The organism is Coprobacter secundus subsp. similis (assembly GCF_015097275.1).
Classification (GTDB): domain Bacteria; phylum Bacteroidota; class Bacteroidia; order Bacteroidales; family Coprobacteraceae; genus Coprobacter; species Coprobacter secundus.
Genome location: NZ_AP023322.1, coordinates 3,219,285 through 3,244,217 on the forward strand (window position 1 = coordinate 3,219,285; position 24,933 = coordinate 3,244,217).

A 24,933-nucleotide genomic window follows, 5' to 3' on the forward strand; every position below is an offset into this window, starting at 1 on the left:
GATATAAAGACTTATTAACCTTAAAATACACAAGAATGAATTTTAAAATCACAATTATAACAAGATGGCTTTGTCTCGTTTTATGCTGTTGCTTGTCGTTGTCTGCTTGGGCACAAACAGCGGTGATAAAAGGGAAAGTGGTGGATAAGAAAGGAGAACCGGTTATTGGGGCTTCGGTGGCGGTGATTGGTACGAGCATCGGAACTATAACGGATATAGACGGAGCTTTTACCTTGAATAAGGTTCCGGATAAAGCGAAGGTAAAGGTATCGTATGTCGGTTATGATGCCAGAACTGTAAATGTTTCGGGACAAAAATTCCTGAATATTACGTTATCGGAAAATGAAAAGATGTTGGATGAAGTTGTCGTTGTCGGTTATGGAGTTATGCGAAAATCCGATCTTACGGGAGCCGTTTCGTCAGTGAAAGCTACCGAGTCGTTGAAGCAGATGCCTGTATCGGACTTGTCTACGGCATTACAGGGACGTCTTGCAGGGGTTTCTATTGTAGAACAGTCGGGACAACCGGGGTCGAATTCTGTAATCCGGGTTCGGGGTGTCAATTCATTTGAAGCTGATACGGGACCTCTGATTGTGATTGACGGATTCATCGGAGGAGATTTTAATTCTTTGAACCCGGCAGATATCGAGTCGGTAGAGGTGTTGAAAGATGCGTCGGCTACTGCTGTTTATGGTTCTCGTGGGGCTAATGGTGTAATTTTGATTACTACGAAAAATCCGGAAAAAGGAAAAGTTCAGGTGACTTACAACGGATTTGTGAATATGAAAACCCCATATAAGTTGCCGGAAGTATTGTCTGCGGGAGAATTTGCCCGTCTGGCAAATGATTACGGTAGGGAATATTTCGGTGCTCAGGGAGTAGAAAAAGTATTTTATAGTGATGAGCAGATTGCCGAATTTGACCAAGGATTGCGCGGATATGATTATTTGCACAACATTTTCAGAGATGTATCTATCGAACATAATCATGATATTTCTATCTCAGGCGGATCTGAGAAAACACAGTTCCTTGTTTCCGGTAACTTTAATGATAACCGGGGTATCGTCCAGAATTCGAGAAGTACGAGAGTGAACTACAGGACAAAGGTAGATACAAAAATTTTGAAATGGTTGAAGGCCGGAGTAAATATTTGGGGTAATTATAATGAGACCTATGGTCCTCGTTTTTCTCAATATGAGGGAGTATTGTTGCAAGCATTAGGATATCCTACGACTATAGAACCCAAAGATGAAAATGGGAATTATAATAATATGAATCTTAACTCTCCCCAGTATAATCCTATGGGGCATATTTGGGAGATAGATAAAGGTGGCTTCAACTCATCTACCCATCTTCAAGGTTATATAGATGTTACCTTGTGGAAGGGGTTGAGCTTTAAGATGTTACAAGGAGGTACATTTGCCAATAACTTATCGACACAAACTTGTGGAGCCGACAGCTATGAAGCATATAAGAATGCCAATCAGACCTCGGCTACGGCAACAAGTACACAGAATATAAACTGGATAAACTCAAATATCCTTTCTTATGTTCAAGAGTTTAATGAAAACCACCGGATTAATGCGACCTTGCTGTTGGAACAACAATATAATAATAACCGTACGAATTATAGTAACGGCAAGTATATCGTTTCTGAAAAAATTGGAGCAGACAATACCGGTATGGCAGATGTTGTGACCGGTAATACCAGCCGCAATGTTTCGACTTTGTTGTCTTATATGGCGCGGGTAAATTATGTGTTGATGAATCGTTATATGTTTACGGCATCATTCCGTCGAGATGGTTCATCACGTCTGGCAAAAGGAAATGAGTGGGAAAATTTTGCTTCCGGAGCAGTAGCATGGGATATGAAACAGGAAAATTTCTTGAAATATGTAGACCCGATAGACCGGTTCAAACTTCGTTTTGGTTACGGTGAAACAGGGAATCAGGCTGTCGCACTTTATTCGGCTTTTGCCAAATTCGGAAATGTCCGGGACGGATATAATAAATTAGGATATAAAGTGACAAGCTTGGGCAATCGGAATTTGAAGTGGGAAAGGACCAGCCAGTTCAATTTAGGATTGGATATGGGCTTTCTGAATAATCGATTGACTTTTGAGATAGACTTGTATCATAAACTGAGCAAGGATGTTCTTTTGAAAGTAAATACACCTGTGATTACAGGGTTTGGCTCTGAATTGAGAAATGCCGGGAAGATATTGAATAAAGGAATTGAAGTAACCATTGGAGCCGATCCGTTTGTCGGTCCTACATTCAGTTGGAATACAAAGTTGGTATTGTCATCTAACCGTTGTACCATAGAAGAATTGAATTTTATAGATAATGATTATTTCACTATGTCAGGTTACGAAGAGGCCTACTTCAGGAATATCAAAGGTGAACGTATCAGTTCCATGTGGGGGTATTTCTATGAAGGTGTGTGGAAATCCTATGAAATGCAGAATGCACCTAAAGAAGCTGAACCCGGATCTTATAAATATAAAAATTTGGATAATGACCCGGAAGGTTTGATAAATGAGAAAGATTGCGGCATTATCGGGAATGGTTCTCCCAAGTTTAATTGGGGATGGACAAACACTCTTACGTATAAAGATTTTGATTTTAGCTTATTTGTTGTCGGTTTTCATGGCTTTGACATTTACAACCATACCCGTTCGGCTCTGCTTTCGGTAGGAGGTAGTATTGCACCTAATCCGGAATTCTATAATCGTTGGACTCCGGAAAATGAAGAAACAGGAATTGCCGGTTTTGTAAAAAATCCGAATAAAAAGACCAGTACTCAGTTTGTTGAAAAAGGAGATTTTGTAAAAGTGAAGAGTATAACGTTGGGTTATACTTTACCTAAGAAAATATTAAAGTCTTGCCATATTAATAATTTCCGCATTTATGCATCTTTGCAGAATCCCTTCTTATTTACCGGGTATTCGGGTATAGATCCGGAAGTGACTTTGCGTAAGCCGTTGGCTTCGGGTGTAGATTATGGATATTATCCTAATGGTAGAAATTATTTGATAGGTATAAATTTTGGATTTTAACCTTAGAAGGAAAAATTATGAAAACGATTATAAAAGCAGCGTTGACTCTTTGTGTTGGTATATGTGTTTCGTGTGTAGACCTTTATCAAGAACCGAGAAGTGTCTTAACGCCTGAAACAATAGAATATAACGAAAGGAATATGGAGGCCTTGGTTACAGGTCTGCCGAAGGTGTTGTGGAGTAACAATTACGGGTTCAATTGTCGCTTGCAAAGTTTGACTTTAGGAGGTGATGATGTAGTAGCCGGCCAGATAGGAAGTACTCGAACTTTTGATATAGATGAACTGCACGTAAAGAGTGGAACCGATGTCAGCAATTTCTTTTCAAACATGTATAGTCTTATACAATATTGCAATCAGATTATTGACGGGATATCCAAATCTACCGATACATCGGAAGAGGTAAAGCGTCCTTACGAAGCAGAAGCGCATTTTTATCGGGCATTGGCCTATTTCTATTTGGTACGTTTCTTCGGAGACGTCCCGGCAATAACCGACCCATATACACAGACCGATATGTTTGGTAACTCTCCTATTATGAGAAATAAGACAATTGATGTGTATGAGCAATTGATTATCCCTGATTTGCAATTTGCCGAAAAGTATTTGCCGGACAGAGGCCGGTTAGACAACAATTCGACACCTTCGATAGGTGCGGCAAAAGCATGTTTGGCCGATGTGTATCTGACAATGGCAGGGTGGCCGCTAAAGAAGACGGAGATGTATGCGCAAGCGGCAGCAAAAGCCAAGGAAGTTATTGAAAAAACAGGGCATAAGTACACTCTGGTATCGGATTATAGTGAGTTATGGAAAGAAGTAAACAAGGCAGACGATACAGAACATATTTTTGCCATTAATCATAGTGCAACTTATGATATGGCCAGCCAGTATGGAATTTCTTATCTCTGTACGGAAGAAGGAGGCTGGACCGATTATTTGGCCGATTCGGTCTTTTTTGAACGTTATCCGGAAGATACAAGAAAAGAGTTCAACTTTATTACATCGATAAAAGTCGGTATCGTAAAGCGACCGTGGAAAAAGTTGGAGATGCGTTGCCCGCCTATCAACAAATACCGGGACTATGGCATTACATCGGCACAATCGAATGGAATAACACCAATATATCGTTATGCCGAAGTGTTACTTATATATGCTGAAGCTCAAAATCGGGCAGATCACGGACCGAATGATTTGGCATACCAATGCTTGAATGACGTACGTAAGAGAGCGAATGGCGGAGTTGCCAATGATGTACCGGCAGGGTTGGATGAAGAAGGTTTTAATCAATATGTATTCGATGAGAGAGGCTGGGAACTATTTGCAGAATGTAAACGTTGGTTCCAGTTGGTTCGTACGGAAAGAGTAGAGGAATATAATAAATTGAATCCTCGTATCTGGGATATGGGATTTGTTGAAAATCAACAACGGAATTATATCTTGCCGTTGCCTTCGTCTCAAGTCGAGATGTGCGGTTGGGAACAGAATCCGGGGTATTAATGAGATAAAAATAATAGTATTATGAAGAGAATTTATCCGGCATTTTTATTGTGGTTGACTTCGATGGGTACTATGGCCCAGGGAGCTCCGGCATTTACGTTTGAGAATGAGAGTGCCCTTTCCCAGTGGACAGCTACGGGAGGCGAACTTTCTATTAGTGGCGAACATTATAAAGATGGTGAGAAATCATTGTGTTGGGAGGCTTCGAACGGAGATGTGATGACTGCTTCTTTCAACGCATTACAGACGTCCGGTGCTGCATTCTTTTACGTATATAATTGTAAAGTCAGTGAAGATGTTTTGGTCATTGATTTTATGAGAAATGACGATGTGAAAAGAACGGCTAAAGTTGCTCTTAATTTTAGAGGGTGGCGTGACTTTGACCGTTTGTATTCGGAGTATACGAATGGTGGTGTAACGACTATAAATAAAGTCCGCTTTAGTTTGCAGACGTCGGATAGTGATAAGAAGAAAATTTTTTTCGATTCCATGAATTTCAATGCAACGGCTAATTCGAGCCGGGAGCATGGGTATCATATGATTCTGGACCGGGAGCAATTGACCGGAGGGACTTCCCGATTGGATATATATGCCAATCCGATAGATATTGCCGGTGAGCCTACCGAAGAGGAAATTGCAGATTTTGAGGCAATCCGGGATAATCTTAAGGAGAAACTAGATTTTAATCCTTCGGGCAATATTACTTCTATAAATGCAGCCCGCCAATATGCCAAGGGTTTTAACATTGTTCGCAATGAGGACGGGACAGTAAGAGGCGATGTTATCGATACGAGAGCTAATTCGGAGATGATGTCTGTTGATAACTTGAAAACATTGTCTAAACATGTCAGTGCTTTGGCTGCTGCTGCCACCAAGGCTACGGCAAAGGATAGCGATAAGGAATTATTTGAAAATTTTATCGACCATTTGTTAGATCAAGGTATTGCGGAAGGTATTAAATATAAAATAGCACCTAATACCTATACTCCTATCAAGGAAGTCCCTAAGGGCTTTTTACAGGCTATGGATGCTTATACTCCCGAACAACGTGTCGAGATGTTGAAAATGATAAAATGGTTGTCAGAATTCGGTATGGCGTTTTATCCGGAAGGAAGCTACTTGAACCGTTTCGACTCAGATGTTATATATACTTATCTTCCGACTTTTTTTGGTTATGTGATTTCTCAGCCGACCGTGAAAGAGGGTGTCACTCAGTTAAAAGCCATGAAAAGGTTTTTGGAACGTAATACGGAATATTCATTGGGAGGACGGGACATATTGAAACCGGACGGTACAGGTTTCCATCATTCTACTCACTATAATAACTATATGTATTCATATAAAGTGTGGGTAGAGTATATCAATTACTTGAAAGGAACGAGCTTCCGTATATCACAGCCGGCTTATGAACGGCTGAAGAAGGCAATTGTATCGGAATATATAATGGCGACCAGAACATCGGGCGATACCCGGCATATCGCCAATTCTTTGTGTGGGCGTAATCCGTTCGGGCAAGGTGGTGTATCGGTACAGTTTACTAAAAATCTGTTTGCCGATATGATTAGTGTTGGTGGTGATATTATGGGTAAGGAAATGGATGAAGACTTGGCGGCAGCATATAATTATTTCTTTATGTCTGACCGGTATGCAGTGCCCGAACAAAAATATGAAGGTTTCTATCCGTTCAGTTATGGTCGTTTAGGTATTTATCGTATGGATAATTGGGTAGCGACGATGAGAGCCCCGACGGCTTTCTCGTTCGGAGCAGAGATTTATAGTGGACAAAATCGCTTCGGTCGTTATCAAAGCAACGGAACATTAGAGATTACTTATGATGGTGGAGGACTCAATGTGTCGGGATATCCGACGAACAACGGAGCCGGATGGGATTGGAATGTGATTCCCGGGGCAACTACGGTACATACAGTTGCATGGCGGGATCTGATGCCGGCAAGTAATACGACAGGGCGGCATGATGCTTTCGGGCTGGCTGGCAGCTATGCCGGAGCATTGGCCTCGAAAGACCGGGAATGTGGAATATTTGTTTCGGATTATGGCCAGGTGGCTTATGGAGATTTTAAATACAATACAAATCTGAAATTTAAAAAGTCCGTATTTGCCATAGACGGTATGTTGATAAGTTTAGGCAGTGATATTAGTGCTTTAGGAACTTATAATTCGGAGATGAATACGGCTACAAATCTGTTTCAAAATATCATTTCTTCAGTGAGCGGACCTTTAGTTGTTAACGGTGCGGACATTTCGGATACTTATAAAGAGACAGACAATCTCGATAATAACCTTTGGATGATTACCCCCCATAATACCGGATATTATGTACCTAAGGGAAATGATGCCGTCGAGATTATTTATGGTGAACAAAAGACTCCGAATCAGAATGGTTCTGATGCAGACAATCCCCAGACTGCGGCAGTAGCTGCCAAAGCGTTTATCAATCATGGTTTTGCTCCGTCGAATGGAAGTTATGAGTTTGTAGTGATTCCCAATACTACAAAAGATAAAATGCAAGATTTGGCAGCCAAGTTCGGTGATGACGGTGGTGAAATCTACAAGATAGAATGTCATACGGGACAGTTACATGCAGTTACTTATAAACCTAAAGCTGTTACGGCTTATACATTTTTCGATACGGCAGATGATATTGCATTTGGCCATATAAAAGCGAGTGAGACAGAACAGTTGGTATTGTTGAAGGAGTCGGGAACCGGCATGAATACTAGATTGGATATATCTGTATCGAATGCGAATATGAGAGATGAGTCGAACAGTACTTGGGCTTTTCTTCCTCAACCTACACAAACAAGCATAACGGTAAGGGGGAATTGGAAATTGGCTGATAATATGGAAGGTGTTTCGATAAAGAATGAAAACGATGAGACGATTATCAGTTATGAATTGTCTGAAGGGAACCCGATTTATTTTACATTGATTGATATAAATGCAACAGGATTGTCGGGCAATGCACAATTGGCGCAATGGGTATATCTGTCTCAAGATTCTACTCATAAAAATGCTCGATTGTTTTTTCGTGAAGCGACAAAACAAGGAACTGTGTTGTCTGTATATTCTTCTTCCGGGACACTCTTTTACCGGACAGTTCTTCCGGAGGGTATGACTTCTTACTCTTTGGACAATTGCTCGGTAGGAAACGGAGTCAATTATGTACAAGTAGTACAGGCTGCAGATTCGAAGGTTTTTAAATGGATAAGATAATCCGTCACTGATTTTAAAATATTTGAAAATGAATAAGATAGTAAATATATTATTTACCGTCTGGCTCTTGCTTTGCCCGATAATTTCGGGAAGTGCGGTAGAAAAAGTAGCGATGATGAATCAACAAGATAGAGTAAAATGGTTTGAGGATACTCGTCTGGGAACCATGATTCACTGGTCTTTATGTACTCCGGCAGCAGGGCGGTTCAATGGCGAGGTATTGAGAAACTCGACTTATGCAGAATGGTTGCGACTACATAATAAAGTACAGAGAGCCGACTGGGACCAAATGGCCAAACGGATGCCCATCACGGAAGAGGCGATAGAAGACTGGGTAGTTACCACAAAGAGAGGAGGTTTTAAATACCTGACGTTTGTAACAAAACATCATGATGGAGTTGCATTTTGGAATTCGAAGGTCAGTGATTATACGTATGGAAATTTGTCCGGAACGCATTTTGATGTGTTGAAATGCCTGAAGGAAAAATGTGATAAACATGGAATCATTTTGTGCGCTTATTATTCTCATTGGCTTGACTGGGGAGATGAAAATGGCACGAACAACGATTGGGACTATGCCGATGGGAATAAACCCGGGTTTGACTTGGATGCTGCCGGACGTGGTGAAATCGATGCCCCCTTCCGAAAACTCCCTACTCGGGAACAGTATGATAAATATTGGAGAGAAAAGGCTATGCCTCAGGTTGCGGAATTGATAAAGGATTATGGAATCAAACTGTTGTGGTTCGATTGTTGGCGCAAGGATCCGGTAAAAGAAACCCCGATGACGCAGAAACAATTGGATGATATGCTGTCCATGATACGTTCTCTCGACCCTACGGTATTAGTAAACACACGTTTGGGAATACATGAGGTCGGAGATAATGGCGTCGATTTTGAGACGATGGCCGATAATGAATTTCCCGAAAATAAGAAGTCGCATACATGGGAGACTGCGGCAACTTTTAATCACTCTTGGGGGTATAATAGGGATGACCAAGGATGGAGGTCTACCACTTATTTTGTAAGAGAGATTGTACAATCTATTTCGAAAGGAGGAAATGTGATGTTGAATATCGGGCCCCGTGCCGATGGTTCTATTCCGCAGGAAATCAAAACACGAATGGAAGAAATCGGAAAAGTTATCCGTACCAATAAGGAGGGCTTTTATGGTACGGGACCTACGCCATTCTCTTCGCAGCTTCAAGACTGGGGATTGATAACGCAAAGGAAAGACAAAAATGGCACACGCTTGTACTTGCATGTTTTTGAGTGGCCTTCTGATGGTATTATTCGAGTTAATGGCCTCAAGAATAAGGTGAAAAGTGCTCGTATTTTATCATTGAATAAGAAAGTTGAAGTAAAACAAAGTGGACTTTTATTGCATATTTTGGGCCCGGTATCGGAACCTTGCTCGTATGACTCCGTAATAGAACTTGTCATTGAAGGCGATACTCAAGTAGAAAATGGTTTCTGCGGAGAGATAAATTTTGGTGGTATCCATTCGGGAATTAAGACGGCAAAACTGTCTGGAGGGACAGCTATTATTTCGGGGGAGAAACTATCTCCGGAAAATTGGGTAGCCAGTCCCTCGAGCATAGGGAAATGGGAAAAAGAAGGAGCGAAAGCCGAATGGCGTATTTATGTGCCGGAGGCAGGAGAGAAAAGTTTGCGGATTTGTTATGCTTGTGATAGTATTGCAGCCGGTCAATTTTATAAAGTGACTATATCGGATGTCGGTAGTATAAAAGCCAAAACTCTACCCGGCCCTCGTGGCTTCAAAGAATTCTATACAAGGCATTTGGGAAAGGTCAAATTTCCCCATGCCGGAATGTACACAGTTTCTGTAACACCGGTAGGTGTCCCTGACAGAGAGCTGTTCTATTTGAATTGGCTTTTCTGGGAATAAGTTTTAAATTGTATATTTGTCAACAGACTATCAGCCTATAATATGAGAATACATTTTAGATTTTGTGCGATAATAATTGCTTTGTGCTTATTTATTGGAAATACCGGAGCAGCAAATCAGGAAAAAGAGTGGAAAGCAGCATCAGAGGCCTTGATAAAAAGGGTGATTCCTGAATATGCGAAGCATTTTAAAGTTTGTATCCGTCCGGAGACTGTAAAAAAAGATTATTTTGAAATAGAGACCAAAGGGAAAAAAATTGTTCTTACGGGAAATAATCCGATTTCTGTAGCATCGGCACTGAACTATTATTTGAAATATTACTGTCATTGCCAAATATCGTCGAACGGTGATAATCTGAATATGCCTGATGTGTTGCCGCTCGTTACCGAAAAAGTAAGGAAAGATACTCCTTATACATATCGGGCTTGTTTTAACTATTGCACGTTTAGTTATACGATGCCGTGGTGGAATTGGGAACGTTGGCAACGTGAAATAGATTGGATGGCTATGCATGGAGTGAATATGCCTTTGGCTATTACGGGACAGGAAGCTGTTTGGCAAAATACGTTGTGTAAATTCAGGATGAGTGATGACGAAATTCGGGCTTTCCTTGTCGGCCCGGCTTATTTTGCCTGGCAATTTATGACAAATATAGAAGGTTGGAGAGGTCCGCTACCCCAAAACTGGATAGACACCCATGTAAAGTTGGGGCAAAAGATTTTGGAAAGAGAAAGAAGTTTGGGGATGACTCCTATTCTACAAGGATTTACCGGATATGTACCTCGTATTTTGCAGGAAAAGTATCCTGAAGCTAAGATTAAATGCCAAGGAGATTGGTATGGAGTAACTCCCGGACCGGCTCAGTTGGATCCGATGGATCCCTTGTTTGTACAGATGGGCAGGACTTTTTTAAAGGAACAAGAGAAGTTGTTTGGTACAGACCATATCTATGCTGCCGACCCTTTCCATGAAGGTCAGCCTCCGGTCAAAGGAGAGAAATATCTGAACGATGTAGGTCGTACAATCTATGAAACGATACATTCGGTAGATACGATGGCTACAATAGCCATGCAGACTTGGTCATTAAGAGAAGGTATTGTAAAGGCCATACCCAAGAATAAAATATTGTTGCTTGACCTGAGTGGTAACCGTTGGAAGAAGAGCCAATTTTGGGGACGTCCTTGGGTGGCCGGTATCATACATAATTTTGGAGGACGAGTATTTATGGGAGGGAATCTCGAACAGTTTAGCAGCAATGCCCCGAATTTGTTATCTAATCCTCAAGCCGGAGATTTAAAAGGTATAGGACTTTTCCCGGAAGCTTCTTGCAACAATCCGGTGATTTATGATGCAGCTTCTGAAATTACATGGATGCATGAAGCTCCAGAAATTAAAAATTGGGTATATGATTACCAGATTTCCCGATATGGAAAACCTGATGGACATGTGCAGAGAGCATGGGAAATTTTGTTGCAGACAGTCTATGCTCAAAGTAAAAAGAATGACCCTACTTGGGAAGCTGCCATATGCGCACGTCCGGTATTGAATTTTAAGAAAGTGGCTCCGAATGGAGATATCGATAGAGATTATAATCAGAAAGAACTGTGGAATGCCTGGAGAGAAATGTTACAGGCCTCTCAGGAAATAAAATCTCTGTCTACTTATCAGTATGATTTGGTAGATATATCCCGGCAGTGTTTGGCAAACTTATCCATACCCTTACAAAAGGAGTTTGCAGCTTCGTATGAGGGTAAAGATATGGAAGCGTTTAAAAATCAGACTAAGCAATTCTTGGATTTGATGGATGATATGGATACCCTGTTATCGACCCGAGAAGAATTTTTGTTAGGGAAATGGATAGCCGATGCCCGTAGTTGGGGAAAGACAGATGCAGAAAAGAATATATACGAAGCAAATGCCCGGAACTTGGTGACAGCGTGGGGGCCTGTCACTCCGCAAGCGATACAATATGACTACTCGAATCGGCAATGGTCGGGGCTGATTAAAGGATATTATAAAGTGCGCTGGCAAATGTTCTTTGATTTTTTGTTGGACCAGAAGGATGATGAAACAAGATATTCTGAAAAGAACTTGAAGTTTGTCTATGGTCGGCCGGGACATTACGCAAATGATTTTTATACAAAATTGTCGGAATGGGAAAAAGCTTGGATAGAAAAAAATGATATTTATCCTTCTGTCCCGGTTGGGGATGCAGTCGAAATATCGGCTCGTCTATACGATAAGTGGATAGAAGTATCCAGGTCTCAAGATTATTGATAAAGGGATGAGAAGACTTATTGTTGAGTTTTACGAAATAGAAAATATAATTTTATGAAAAATAAAATTTTTATCGGATTAGTATTGAGCATGAGTATATTGCCTGTATCGGCAAAAAATATCGATTTTCGAAAAGAACTCAAACAATATAGTATCTATACCGATTCGGTTGTCAATGATTATTACAGTAGTGGTCTGATTGGGAACGGTTTTTTAGGAGCTTCGGTCTATAAAGAAAAAGGCGATACCTTATGTTGGGAGCTGGGACGAACCGATGTGACCGATCACAGAATTGGAAATTTTCCATTTGCATATCAGAAGTGCAGGTTGCCTATCGGAAAGTTTTTGATTCCGATGTCAGGAGGTAGTTCTGATATGTTGATGGATTTATATAAAAGTGAGGTTTCGGGGCATGTAAGAAATGGCAGTGTGGCATTTGCATGGAGAACTTTGACCCCGGCTTGCCATAATGTGTATGTCATCGAATTGAAAGGAGATGAGTTACCGGATATATTGTTTCGTCCTGAGGTCTCTATAAGTCCGAGATATATTTATAAAAATGGGACTTATAAGGACCGGATGGGGGATAAGCTTCAGGGATACGGTCCCAATCCTTCTCCCCAGATATATGAAGAAAATGGTTTTTATGTATGTAAACAGCCTATGCTCGCCGGAGGAGAATATACCACTGTGTGGAAAAAGGTGAAGCAAAAAGGATTATTGTTGTTGGTGGCTTCGGTAGCATATTCGCAATCTCGTACCGATACAGAGAAAGATGCTATGAAAGATATCGACGGGCTTTTTTCCTGTTCACTGGAAAAAGCCGAAAAGATGCATCTCGAGTGGTGGCGTAAGTTTTATTCTAAAAGTTATATTTCTGTGTCGGAAGAGCGCTATAATGCGTTTTTCTGGACGCAGTTGTATAAACTCGGTTCTGCAACTCGAAGCGACAGGTTGCCGATAGATTTGATGGGACCTTGGTACCATAACAATACCCCTTGGCCGGCTATATGGTGGAACCTGAATATACAACTGACATATTCTCCGGTATTTGCCATAAATCATAGCGAATTGTCTCTACCGTTATTTTCCATGCTCGATAATCATGTGGATAATTTGAAAAAAAATGTTCGCAACAGTCCTTATCCGGCAGCAGCGATAGGCCGTGTGAGTTCGTATGACTGTGACCGTCCTGTAGAAAAAGAACATGGATTGCTGACATGGACTTTGCTGTATTACTGGAAGTATTGCCGTTATACAATGGATAATACCCGATTGAAGGAAAAATTTTTCCCTTTGTTGAAGTTGGCAATCAATTATTATCGCCCGATGCTGTATGAAGGTAAGGATGGTTATTTACATCTTCCTAAAAGTTATTCGCCCGAATATGGAGAAGCCGAGGATTGTAATTTTGAATTGTCTTTACTTCGTTGGGGATGTGAGACATTGATAAAAGTAGACGAAATGTTTGCTTTGGATGATGAACTGTTGCCGGAATGGAGAAGAATATCGGAAAAACTGGTTCCTTATCCGGTGGACAAGGATGGATTCTTAATAGGAAAAGATGTCAAATTGACTTCGGGACACCGTCATTATTCACATTTGTTGATGCTGTATCCGTTAGAAAATTTTCCTTTAGATACTCCAAAAAATAAAGATATAGCTAATCGCTCTATAAATTTTTGGTTAGGATTTAAAAATCAATATTATCAGGGATACACTTATACCGGCTCTTCTTCCATGGCGATATTATTGGGAGATGGTGAGCGGGCATATCGATACCTGAATGTATTTTTCGATAAGTTTATTCGGAAAAATACATTGTATGGAGAGTCCGGCCCATGTTTTGAAACACCGATGTCGGCCCTTGCATCTTTTACCGAAATGTTATTATCAGGAAAAGACGGTGTCATTAAGATTATGCCGGCGGTTCCTGAAAAATGGAAAGATATAAAATTTGAGCGTCTGTTGGCAGAAAAGGGTTTTGAGGTAAGTGCAGAACGGACAGATGGAACAGTGAAACGAGTATTTGTAAAAAGTTTGTATGGCGGTTCCTGTAAAATATATCCGGGGATAGAAAAAGAAGTATGTAAAATAAAGCTTTCAGGACAAGCAAAAGTAAAATCATCCGATGAGAATGGTTTCGAATTGATTATGCCGCGAGGAGGAACTGCCGAAATATCTCGGAAGTAGAGAAAGCATCGGCTAGTTGTGATTGCCCGATTTTAAATTTTGAATAAGAGTGTCCAACTCTCTGGCCGTCGCAATTCGGTCGAATGAATAGGTCCTATCGTTTTCCTGTATGTAATAAAGTAAAGCCTGAGCTTTCTCCATTTGATTCAAATCATGGTTGATGCGTGTGTCATTTAGCATGATTTTTACCAATAGTTCAAGTAATTGCCAGTCAGGTACGAGTTCTGTCAATTCGTCTTCAGGCAAATTTGTAATAGAATTTAAATTTAGCCGAAAAGCCTTGTAACAATCGTCTGCAGCAGTATCAATGTCAGGTTCATTCGTTTCTTTTTTCCTTAATAGACGAGCTATTTTTTTAGTAAGCTCTTCGATTTGAGCTAATAAAAAGTCTTGTTTTATCATTCTATTTTGTTGATTTGTATCTGAAGTTCTACTCTGCTTTGATGTAGAGTTTTGCTTTGCTTTAATAGTTTGTAAAGATAAGAAAAATATCAGTTTCGGTATTTAAATTTGTGATATTGATAAATGATTGTTTATTTTGTAAAACTTGGATGTAAGATTGATAATCATTGTGCTAAAATTGCAGTGCTATAATATAGTGCAGATTCCTGAAATTTTGGAAAAAATGAATTTATGAAAAAAATTTTGCTATCTATCTTGACTGGGACGATAGGGTATTGTTTTATATGTCATTCTGTATACAGTGCTTCTCCTACACGGTTAATGACAGATTTGATTGAGTATACAGAACGTGTTTGGATGAATGGATATCCCTCCCAGTTATCTATTGATTATGTAGGAAAAGTTATAGAACCAATGCAACGCGTTCTGATTTTTACGCAACAGCCGCAATTCGGATGGCAAGTAAATGATACTCGAGAGGATGTAGTACAGACAGCGTGGAGGATACAAGTTGCATCGTCACGTAAACTGCTTGAGACCGGTGTGGCAGATATGTGGGACAGTGGTCGGCAATCAGGTAATAATAGTATTGCCCAGCAATATAAAGGCCGGACTTTGCGCCCCTCTACCATTTACTATTGGCGTGTAATGACATGGAATGACGGAGATGCTCAAGACTGGTCAGCAGTTAAGGCTTTTCAGACAGCCGATACACTTGTGAAATATAAGACACCTTATTATCCTTTGGAAAAAACAGTACAAACAGTTGGTAAATCGGTACAACAAATTTCGGAGGATACCGTTTTGGTAGATTTCGGAAAAGCTGCATTTGGCCAAATATGCTTAACGTTAACATCCAAGCAGCGAGAGGACACTGTGACCGTACGTTTGGGCGAATGTCTGAGAAATAGCCGAATTGACCCGACTCCAGGAGGATCGCGCCGTTTTTTGAGCCAGCGGCTTGCATTGCTTTCGGGCACACATACTTATTATGTTAAAATTCCTGCTGATGCACGGAATACGGCAGAAAAGGCAGTTCTTATGCCTTCTTATATAGGAGAAGTGTATCCATTTCGCTATTGTGAGATTGAAGGAAAGAATATCGGTAAAAAATTGGTCTCAGTGAGCCGGGAGACAGTACAATATCCGTTTGATGATCAGGCTGCTGAATTTTCATGTTCTGACACTATATTGCAGCAAATATGGGACTTATGTAAATATTCAATCAAGGCCACTACTTTTGCCGGGATTTATGTAGATGGAGACCGGGAGAGAATTCCATATGAAGCGGATGCATTGATAAATCAGCTTGCCCATTATTGTACAGATAGGGAGTTTTCTCTTGCTCGTCGTAGCCATGAATATTTATTGACTCATGCTACATGGCCTACCGAGTGGATTATGCAGTCGGTTATTATAGCATGGAATGACTATCTTTATACCGGAGACAGGAGATCTCTTGAGCAAAATTACGAATTGTTGAGAAATAAAACCCTTTCGGCATTGGCTGATGATGATGGTTTTATTCGTACAGATAAAGACCGTTTGACACCGGAGTTATATAAGTCTATTTGTCTGGAAGGCCAACAATTGCAAGATATTGTAGACTGGCCGAAAAATGAGCGTGACGGATATGTATTTACAGAGGTCAATACAGTCGTAAATGCTTATCATTATTATACATTGGTGCTGATGTCGAAAATAGCAGGGGCCTTGGAGTATCTTGATGAAGCTAAAGATTATAGCCGGCGGGCTGCTGATTTTGCTTGGAAATTTAATAAGAAACTTTTCAATAAACGTATGGGAATATACCGTGACGGAATCGGTACGGAGCATCAGTCTATACATGGCAATATGTTTCCATTGGCTTTTGGGCTAACCGGTTCTGAACAAATTCCAAGTGTCGTGCAGTTTATTCGTTCGCGGGGAATGGCTTGCAGTGTTTATGGCTCTCAATTTTTATTAGATGCGTTATATGATGCGGAAGCTGCCGATTATGCACTGGAATTACTTACTTCAAAGGATAAGCGCAGTTGGTATAACATGTTGCGTGCCGGCTCGACAATTACATTGGAAGCTTGGGATAATCAGTATAAATCCAATCAGGATTGGAACCATGCTTGGGGAGCTGCTCCGGCCAATTTGATACCTCGTAAATTGATGGGGATAGAGCCCATTATGCCTGGTTTTGAAAAAATAAGAATAAAACCACAGCCTGCTGTATTGAAAGAGGCTTCTATAAAACTTCCTACAATACGGGGAGATGTGTGTGTCGGTTTTCAAAATCAACCGGAGCAGTTTTGTCTTCATATCGATATCCCGGCTAATGTTTTGGCAGATGTATATATACCTGTACCTTCAGGAGTAAAGCAATATGATTTGACTTTGAATGGTAACCCCGTTGTCCCTGCACTGCGTGAAGGCAACTTTTTAAAAATTCCGTCTGTAGGCTCCGGAAGCAAGTATTTTGTAATTAAGTATTTGAAAAACGAGACAGGACATTGATGCATGTTTAGTCAAAGTGAAATAGCAATGAAAAGATTCTGGGTGTATATATCGGTTCTGTTTTTTGTTTCACTCCATGCAGAACCGGAGAAAAAGGGAATATTACCACCGGTATTTTCCCAAAAGGTATCGGAGCTGGCACAATTTGATACTCGTACTCGAGCTTATATTTCTCCAGTACGTATTATGTGGACGCAAAATGAAGAGTTGATTGCCGGAGCGGAAAATTTGTTGTTACCGGGTAATGGCCAGGCTACGACGGCTAAAACACCTAAATGCATATTTACCTCGAAAGAAGGGAAAAGACCTTCTATTTTGCTTGATTTTGGATGTGAGATTCAAGGTGGATTACAATTTGTTACGTGTAAACGGAACGTTACCAAACCGATAAAAATTCGTGTTCGTTTGGGCGAATCGGTAGGAGAGGCTATGTGTGAGATAACTCCGGAAAACGGAGCAACCAATGACCATGCTATGAGAGATTACATAATTGAGTTGCCGTGGTTAGGAGTATGTGAGGTTGGAAATTCAGGATTTCGTTTTGTCCGTATTGACATGGTTGAAGATAATGTCTCCCTTCCAATTAAGGAGATTCGGGCTTGTTTAGTGTACCGGGATATCCCGTATTTAGGCTCGTTTCGTTCCAGTGACCCGCGTGTAGATAGCATCTGGCTGACGGGAGCTTATACGTTACACCTTAATTTGCAAGAATATCTGGTGGAAGCTCCGAAACGGGATCGTCTGGTATGGCTGGGAGATCTTCATCCTGAAGTACGTACGGCATTAGCTGTGTTTGGTGACAATGAGGCATTATCCCGAGGACTTGATTTTGCAAGAGATGAGACGCCTCTGCCGGGCTGGATGAATGGTAAATGTACATATTCTTTATGGTGGATATTGATCCATAGAGACTATTATAGATATCATGGGAATTTGACGTATCTGAAAGAACAACAGCCTTATCTTGGAAAACTGCTTAAGATTCTTATATCTAATGTAGATAAACAGGGAAATGAACATCTTGAAAAAGGACGTTTCCTTGATTGGCCTACTAGTAAGAATAAAAAAGCTGTCGATTCCGGTATCCATGCCTTGATGTTGATGTCATTGGACGCCGGAGCAGAAATGATGTCTGCATTGGGCGATGTCGGATTAGCAGAACAATGTTCAGAGACTGCAAGTCGTATGCGAGAGGTTATACCGGAGTATACAGCCTCCAAACAATCAGCGGCATTGGCGGTTTTAGCCGGTATTGTGCCGGCAGAGAAAGCAAATAAGGATGTGATACAAGTTGGAGGAGCTAAAGGATTTTCTACTTTTTATGGGTATTATATACTTCAGGCTCAAGGCTTGGCAGGAGATTATGTCGGAGCTATACAAAATATGAAAGAATACTGGGGCGGAATGCTTGATTTGGGTGCAACGACTTTTTGGGAAGATTTTGATATTGATTGGAAAGAAAATGCGTCTCGGATAGATGAGCTGACTCCACCCGGGAAAATAGATGTGCATAAAACATATGGAGATTATTGTTATAAGGGCTATCGTCATAGCCTTGCGCATGGTTGGGCTTCGGGACCAACAGCCTGGCTGAGTGAGTATGTATTGGGAGTATCGATTGTAGAGCCTGGCTGTAAGGTAGTGAAAATAGAGCCTCATTTAGGTGCTTTACAGTGGGTAGAGGGTACATTCCCAACTCCTTATGGAGTGATAAAAGTACGCCATAATAGAAGACCTGATGGCTCGGTCGAATCGGAGGTAGAAGCCCCCAAGGGTATAAAGATAATAAAAAGATAATTTTGATTCCGGGAAATTCGAATCTGCCAAGGCCTTTATTGGAGTTTTAAAAAAATATATAAGTATTACAATAATAAAAAAATAAATCTCGGCAACAAGGAAAGAGTCAGGCATTACACCGGACTCTTTCGAATATAAAGCAAATAATCAATTACCTGATAGGGGGCACACTCCATTCTGGAGCAATATTTTTAATAGACATGAAAAAGCTATTTATACCATTCGGAATACATCAGATAATTTTTAGCAATTTTCTGATTGATTTCCTTTGATTGTACCGGGTCTACCATTTTTATGAATTTGGCAGGAGTTCCGGCCCATAAACTACCGGGTTCGATAACAGTTTTGCTTAGTACTACTGAACCGGCAGCCACGATAGCTCCCTCGCCGACAATGGCATCGTCGAGAATGACAGCTCCCATGCCGACAAGTGCCCCGTCTTTGATGGCAGCCCCATGTACTGTGACATTGTGCCCGATAGAGACGTCGTCACCGATTTCGATGGTCGATTTTTGATATAAGGTATGTAAGACAGAGCCGTCCTGTATATTTACTCGGTTGCCGATACGGATAGAATTTACATCACCCCTCAATACTGTGTTGAACCAGATACTGCAATCATCCCCCATGACAATATCGCCTATCAATGTTGCATTATCGGCAAGGAAACAATTTTTGCCGATAATAGGTGTGAATCCTCGAACTGATTTTATTAGTGCCATACTTTTTCGAATATTAAATTTATAAAGCCTCTGTCGCTTTTCTTAACCATTCTTTTTCTGCACCCACTAATTGGGGGCTTAATTTTTCATACACGGTTTTATGATAATTATTGAGCCACTCTTTCTCATCGGCAGTGAGCAATGTTATATCAATTGCTTTTTTGTCGATAGGGAAAAATGTCAAAGTTTCGAATGCATTGAAGTCTCCGAAATCTGTTGTACTGTGGTGTACTGTCAATATCAAGTTTTCGGTACGGATGCCATATTCTCCGGCAATGTAGACGCCCGGTTCGTTGGACGTCACCATACCGGGAGTTAGAGGAGTTGGATTTTCTTCGAGACGGATATTTTGAGGCCCTTCATGTACATTCAGGAAATGACCGATGCCGTGACCTGTCCCGTGTAAATAATTTAATCCGTAATTCCATAAGAAATGGCGGGCGAAGGCATCGATTTGTGCACCTCTTGTCCCTTGGGGGAAAATAGAGGTTGCAATAGCAATATGCCCTTTTAGGACAAGGGTAAAGTCTCGTTTTTGACGGTCACTTAGTGGCCCTAAAGCGACGGTGCGAGTTATGTCGGTCGTCCCGTCAAGGTATTGAGCTCCGGAGTCGATTAGTAAAAATCCTTCATTTTTGATAGTTACATCGCTTTCGGGCGTAGCACTATAATGGACTATAGCACCATGAGCTCCATATCCGGCTATCGTGGAAAAACTTTCACCTACATATAAATCTTGCTGTGAACGGAATTCGCGAAGCTTTTCTGCAATGGTGATTTCAGAAACATGGCCTGTCGGAACATTTTGTTCAAGCCAGTAAAAGAATTTTACCAAAGCCACTCCGTCCCGTATCATAGCTGCTTTGAATCCGGCAATTTCTGTTTCATTCTTTATACTTTTAGGCATGGCTACCGGAGTCTTTCCGAACACTATGGCATTTTGTTGAGAGATAGCATTTACCAAGCTATAATTTATTTTTGCCGGATCAATGTATAACTTTACACCTTCAGGCAAAGCTTGTAAATAATCATGAATCTTATCGTAACCGGCAATTTTGATTTTGTTACTTTTTAGATATTCGGCAGTTTCGGTATTTATTTTTTTTGCGTTGATAAATAATACGCGCTCTTGTTCCGATAAAAATACATAGCATATGGCTACCGGGTTACATTCTACATCAGTTCCTCGAATGTTCAGTATCCATGCAATTTCATCCAGAGCCGATAACAATAAAGAATTTGCCCCATATTTCGATATATTTTCTAATATAGACTCTATTTTGCTCTCAGTAGATTCACCACTGTATTTTTCCGGATATGCAAATATCGGATCAGAAGGTATTTGAGGGCGGTTGTGCCAAATAGAATCGAATGGGTCAAAATTTGTCACGAAGGAAATTGTCTTGGTCTTGAAGAATTTTTTCATTTCCAAAGCATCCGAATAAGAAAACATCGCTCCGTCTATAGCGACAGTCGAGCCGGGAGACAGGACTTCGGCAAGCCATTCCTGAATAGAGGGTGTCTCGGCAAGCCCTTGTTTGAATAAAACGAAATCGGTACCTTCGAGTTGCAACTCTGCTTGTAAGAAATACCGGGAATCGGTCCACAGCCCTGCTTTATCAACCGTGACAACGGCGGTCCCTGCTGAGCCTGTAAATCCAGATATCCAGCCTCTGGCTTTCCAGTAGGCAGCACTATACTCACTTTGATGGGGATCGGTTCCGGGAATGATAAAAGCATCTATTCTGTTTTCTTTCATGATTTGGCGGAGAGCTTTTACCCGGGCTAAACTATCTTTATTCATAATTTTGTTTTTTATTGTGTGTACACACAAAGGTAAAACTTAATCCGGTGAAAAGAAATAATCGGAGACATAAATCGATTAAAAAAAGTATTGATAAGTACTGTGAAATGGCTGAAAATGAAGCTTGTGTATAATACATAAATTGGGTTGAAACTGTAAAAAAGTGAAAAAAATGAGGAAAACAGAGAAAATAAAGCCGAAAGGTTTGTTTATCAAGAAACAATGTGTAATTTTGCACCGCATTTTGTACGAGAAATCTTTTTAATTATTAAAAATATGATAGTAGTTCCAGTAAAAGAAGGCGAAAACATTGAAAAAGCTTTGAAGAAATTCAAAAGAAAATTTGAGAAAACAGGTGTTATTAAAGAACTTAGAAATCGTCAGGCTTTTGAAAAGCCTTCTGTAGTAAATCGCAAAAAAGTAATGCGAGCTATTTACATACAGAAATTGCAACAGACGGAAGAGTAAAAAACACCGCTTTGAAGTTGGTGAATTGAATTCTTTTTTCTAAATTCGTAGCGTTAGTAAAGCAACGCTCTTTATGTTGATTGAATCATTTTTAGGATATATTCGGTATGAGAAGAAATATTCTTCTCATACCGTTCTGTCTTATAAAAATGATTTATTTCAGTTTAGGGACTTTGTAACAAAAGAAATCGGAGAGTTTGCTCCTGAAAAAATCGACCGGGATATCGTAAGAAACTGGGTGGTTGTTTTGGTAGAGAACGGGGAAGCTCCTCGTACGGTAAGCAGGAAGATTTCAGCTTTACGTTCGTTCTTTAGATATTTGGTCATACGAAAGGAGATAACAGATACTCCGATACGGAATATTCAGCTTCCTAAAATACGGAAAAGACTTCCGTCTTTCGTAAAGCAAGGAGAAATGGACCTGTTGCTTGACGAGGTGGATTTCGGTTCGGGATTTAGGGCCGTACGCGATAAACTTATCATAACCATGTTTTACTCTACCGGAATTCGCCGGGCAGAGCTGATAGGGTTGAGAGATGTCGATGTCGACTTGATGGCTTCGACCATAAAAGTGACAGGAAAGCGTAATAAGCAACGAATTATTCCTTTTGGGAAAGAGTTACGAACGATGATAGAAGAGTATCGAGCCATCCGAGCTAAAGAAATAGGAGGGGGATATCCGTATTTCTTTATAAAAGAAGATGGTGAGGCCCTTTATCCTCAATTAGTATATCGTGTGGTGACACATTATCTTGAAACCGTTTGTTCATTGACCAAGAAGAGCCCGCATGTATTGCGACATACGTTTGCTTCGGCAATGTTGAATAATGGTGCGGAACTGAACAGTGTGAAAGCGTTGCTGGGTCATAGCTCTCTCGCATCGACCGAAGTGTATACGCACATTACGTTTGAGGAGCTGAAAAAAAGTTATAAACAAGCTCATCCCCGAGCAGAAAGAAAAGGAGAAAATTATGGAAATTAGAATTCAAGCCATTCATTTCGATGCTTCTACGCAGTTGGAAAGTTTTATTCAGAAAAAAGTAGTAAAACTAAGCCAGTATTATGATGATATCATTGCCGCAGAGGTTACGTTGAAAGTTGTCAAACCTGAGACGGCTCAAAATAAAGAAGCTGGCATTAAATTGCTGGTACCGAAAACAGATGATATATTTTCGTGCAAGATTGCCGATACTTTTGAAGAGGCAGTAGACCTGGCTGTCGATGCCTTAGTAAAACAGTTGCAAAAGATGAAGGAAAAAAGCCGGATTAAATAAAAAAATACGGTAATATTTTTGTAGTTTGAAATTAATGACTAAATTTGCACCCGTTTCGCATTGGAAATATGCGTATGCATAACGGGTGCGAATATATAAGCCGATATAGCTCAGTTGGCCAGAGCACGTGATTTGTAATCTCGGGGTCGTGGGTTCGAATCCCTCTATCGGCTCAGTGTTAAATAAGGGCGAATACCAGAGTGGCCAAATGGGGCAGACTGTAAATCTGCTGTCTTACGACTTCGGTGGTTCGAATCCATCTTCGCCCACATTTTTGCGGGAATAGCTCAGTTGATAGAGCATTAGCCTTCCAAGCTGAGGGTCGCGGGTTTGAGTCCCGTTTCCCGCTCAAATGTTGCCGATGTAGCTCAGTGGTAGAGCGCTTCCTTGGTAAGGACGAGGTCACGGGTTCAAGTCCCGTCATTGGCTCAAGATTTGGACGCTAATCATTAATTAAAATAAATAACAAGTTAAGTTATGGCTAAAGAACAATTTCAACGCACCAAGCCTCATGTTAATATTGGTACTATCGGTCACGTAGACCATGGTAAAACCACATTAACTGCCGCTATCACTACTGTGTTGGCTAAAAAAGGTCTTTCAGAATTGCGTTCTTTCGATTCAATCGATAATGCTCCTGAAGAAAAAGAAAGAGGTATTACTATTAATACTTCACATGTAGAGTATGAAACTGCAAATCGTCACTATGCTCACGTTGACTGTCCGGGTCACGCTGACTATGTGAAAAACATGGTAACTGGTGCTGCTCAGATGGACGGTGCTATCATCGTTGTTGCTGCTACTGACGGTCCTATGCCTCAGACTCGTGAGCACATCTTGTTGGCTCGTCAGGTAAACGTTCCCCGTATCGTAGTTTTCATGAACAAATGCGATATGGTTGACGATGAAGAAATGCTTGAACTCGTAGAAATGGAAATGAGAGAATTGCTCTCTTCTTATGAATACGATGGCGATAATACTCCTATTATTCGTGGCTCTGCACTGGGTGCATTGAATGGCGAACCTCAATGGGAAGAAAAAGTTATGGAGTTGATGGATGCTGTTGATACATGGATTCCTCTGCCTCCGCGTGATATCGATAAACCATTCTTGATGCCGGTAGAAGACGTGTTCTCTATCACAGGTCGTGGTACTGTTGCAACAGGTCGTATCGAAACTGGTGTTATCAAAGTGGGCGACGAAGTTCAGATTATCGGTTTAGGTGCTGAAGGTAAGAAATCTGTTGTTACCGGTGTGGAAATGTTCCGCAAACTTCTTGATCAAGGTGAAGCTGGTGATAACGTTGGTTTGTTGCTCCGTGGTATCGACAAAAACGAAATCAAACGTGGTATGGTTATCTGCCATCCGGGACAGATCACTCCTCACTCAAAATTCAAAGCTCAGGTGTATATCCTGAAGAAAGAAGAAGGTGGTCGTCACACTCCATTCCACAACAAATATCGTCCTCAGTTCTATATCCGTACGTTGGACGTAACTGGTGAAATCACTCTTCCGGAAGGAACTGAAATGGTAATGCCAGGTGACCATGTAACAATCTCTGTAGAACTTATCTATCCGGTAGCTATCAACGTAGGTTTGCGTTTTGCTATTCGTGAAGGTGGTCGTACAGTAGGTTCTGGTCAGATTACCGAAATCCTTGACTAATCTAAATATAGGTATAGTTTACAGCCGGCTCATATTTATGGAGCTGGCTGATATACGGGTCTAGCTCAGTTGGTAGAGCACTGGTCTCCAAAACCAGGTGTCGGGAGTTCGAGTCTCTCGACCCGTGC

Annotated in this window: 15 protein-coding genes and 5 tRNA genes; 17 read left to right on the forward strand and 3 right to left on the reverse strand. The window is 40.9% G+C overall.

Annotated features, from left to right (window positions below; genetic code table 11):
- Nucleotides 1-35: 35 nt before the first annotated feature.
- From Cop2CBH44_RS12895 to Cop2CBH44_RS12920, 6 genes are read left to right on the forward strand one after another with little or no spacing between them, the layout of a single operon-like run.
- Nucleotides 36-3,059 (forward strand): SusC/RagA family TonB-linked outer membrane protein, encoded by a 3,024-nt coding sequence (locus Cop2CBH44_RS12895; protein ID WP_021930257.1) that lies wholly within the window; start codon nt 36-38, stop codon nt 3,057-3,059.
- 17 nt (nt 3,060-3,076) lie between these two features.
- A complete protein-coding gene (locus Cop2CBH44_RS12900) occupies nt 3,077-4,555 on the forward strand; it encodes a RagB/SusD family nutrient uptake outer membrane protein (RefSeq protein WP_021930256.1) in 1,479 nt (492 codons plus the stop codon).
- 21 nt (nt 4,556-4,576) lie between these two features.
- Entirely contained in the window at nt 4,577-7,789 is a 3,213-nt protein-coding gene (locus Cop2CBH44_RS12905; RefSeq protein ID WP_200754954.1) for a chondroitinase family polysaccharide lyase, read from the forward strand.
- 28 nt (nt 7,790-7,817) lie between these two features.
- Nucleotides 7,818-9,698: an alpha-L-fucosidase gene (locus Cop2CBH44_RS12910; protein ID WP_200754955.1), complete on the forward strand. Its 1,881-nt coding sequence runs from the start codon at nt 7,818-7,820 to the stop codon at nt 9,696-9,698.
- Between the two features lie 42 nt (nt 9,699-9,740).
- The gene (locus Cop2CBH44_RS12915) at nt 9,741-11,975 is read left to right on the forward strand and encodes an alpha-N-acetylglucosaminidase (RefSeq protein WP_200754956.1); all 2,235 of its coding nucleotides are present in this window, start codon (nt 9,741-9,743) and stop codon (nt 11,973-11,975) included.
- A 54-nt stretch (nt 11,976-12,029) separates the two neighbouring features.
- Nucleotides 12,030-14,168 (forward strand): glycosyl hydrolase family 95 catalytic domain-containing protein, encoded by a 2,139-nt coding sequence (locus tag Cop2CBH44_RS12920; protein WP_200754957.1) that lies wholly within the window; start codon nt 12,030-12,032, stop codon nt 14,166-14,168.
- A 12-nt stretch (nt 14,169-14,180) separates the two neighbouring features.
- On the opposite strand, the gene Cop2CBH44_RS12925 is transcribed toward Cop2CBH44_RS12920, so the two are convergent.
- Nucleotides 14,181-14,570, reverse strand: coding sequence for a hypothetical protein (locus Cop2CBH44_RS12925; protein ID WP_200754958.1), 390 nt, complete (start codon nt 14,568-14,570; stop codon nt 14,181-14,183).
- 231 nt (nt 14,571-14,801) lie between these two features.
- Between Cop2CBH44_RS12925 and Cop2CBH44_RS12930 the strand changes: the two genes are divergently transcribed.
- Together Cop2CBH44_RS12930 and Cop2CBH44_RS12935 are read left to right on the forward strand one after the other, a co-directional pair.
- Entirely contained in the window at nt 14,802-17,075 is a 2,274-nt protein-coding gene (locus Cop2CBH44_RS12930) for an alpha-L-rhamnosidase-related protein (protein ID WP_246469121.1), read from the forward strand.
- Between the two features lie 27 nt (nt 17,076-17,102).
- Entirely contained in the window at nt 17,103-18,872 is a 1,770-nt protein-coding gene (locus Cop2CBH44_RS12935; protein WP_200754959.1) for an alpha-L-rhamnosidase-related protein, read from the forward strand.
- Between the two features lie 209 nt (nt 18,873-19,081).
- Here Cop2CBH44_RS12935 and Cop2CBH44_RS12940 read toward each other — a convergent pair whose 3' ends face one another.
- Nucleotides 19,082-19,594 (reverse strand): gamma carbonic anhydrase family protein, encoded by a 513-nt coding sequence (locus Cop2CBH44_RS12940; RefSeq protein ID WP_200754960.1) that lies wholly within the window; start codon nt 19,592-19,594, stop codon nt 19,082-19,084.
- Nucleotides 19,595-19,613: 19 nt separating this feature from the next.
- On the reverse strand, nt 19,614-21,398 hold the full coding sequence (locus tag Cop2CBH44_RS12945) for an aminopeptidase P family protein (RefSeq protein WP_200754961.1): 1,785 nt from the start codon (nt 21,396-21,398) through the stop codon (nt 19,614-19,616).
- Nucleotides 21,399-21,674: 276 nt separating this feature from the next.
- Here Cop2CBH44_RS12945 and rpsU point away from each other — a divergent pair, with 276 nt between their 5' ends.
- The 9 genes from rpsU to Cop2CBH44_RS12990 all read left to right on the forward strand — a co-directional run bounded on the left by rpsU (nt 21,675) and on the right by Cop2CBH44_RS12990 (nt 24,932).
- The gene (gene rpsU / locus Cop2CBH44_RS12950) at nt 21,675-21,866 is read left to right on the forward strand and encodes a 30S ribosomal protein S21 (protein ID WP_021929538.1); all 192 of its coding nucleotides are present in this window, start codon (nt 21,675-21,677) and stop codon (nt 21,864-21,866) included.
- A 73-nt stretch (nt 21,867-21,939) separates the two neighbouring features.
- Nucleotides 21,940-22,848 carry a tyrosine-type recombinase/integrase gene (locus Cop2CBH44_RS12955; RefSeq protein WP_200754962.1) on the forward strand — a complete coding sequence of 303 codons (909 nt, stop codon included), beginning with the start codon at nt 21,940-21,942 and terminating at the stop codon, nt 22,846-22,848.
- Nucleotides 22,838-23,140 (forward strand): ribosome hibernation-promoting factor, HPF/YfiA family, encoded by a 303-nt coding sequence (hpf, locus tag Cop2CBH44_RS12960; RefSeq protein ID WP_021929539.1) that lies wholly within the window; start codon nt 22,838-22,840, stop codon nt 23,138-23,140. Before Cop2CBH44_RS12955 ends, hpf begins: the two co-directional genes overlap by 11 nt.
- 99 nt (nt 23,141-23,239) lie before the next feature.
- Nucleotides 23,240-23,313: transfer RNA gene (locus tag Cop2CBH44_RS12965), tRNA-Thr, on the forward strand.
- Between the two features lie 13 nt (nt 23,314-23,326).
- Nucleotides 23,327-23,409: transfer RNA gene (locus Cop2CBH44_RS12970), tRNA-Tyr, on the forward strand.
- 7 nt (nt 23,410-23,416) lie between these two features.
- Nucleotides 23,417-23,489, forward strand: a tRNA-Gly gene (locus Cop2CBH44_RS12975).
- Between the two features lie 8 nt (nt 23,490-23,497).
- Nucleotides 23,498-23,569 (forward strand) — tRNA-Thr (locus Cop2CBH44_RS12980).
- A 48-nt stretch (nt 23,570-23,617) separates the two neighbouring features.
- A complete protein-coding gene (gene tuf / locus Cop2CBH44_RS12985) occupies nt 23,618-24,805 on the forward strand; it encodes an elongation factor Tu (RefSeq protein WP_200754963.1) in 1,188 nt (395 codons plus the stop codon).
- Between the two features lie 54 nt (nt 24,806-24,859).
- Nucleotides 24,860-24,932 (forward strand) — tRNA-Trp (locus Cop2CBH44_RS12990).
- Nucleotide 24,933: the final 1 nt, after the last annotated feature.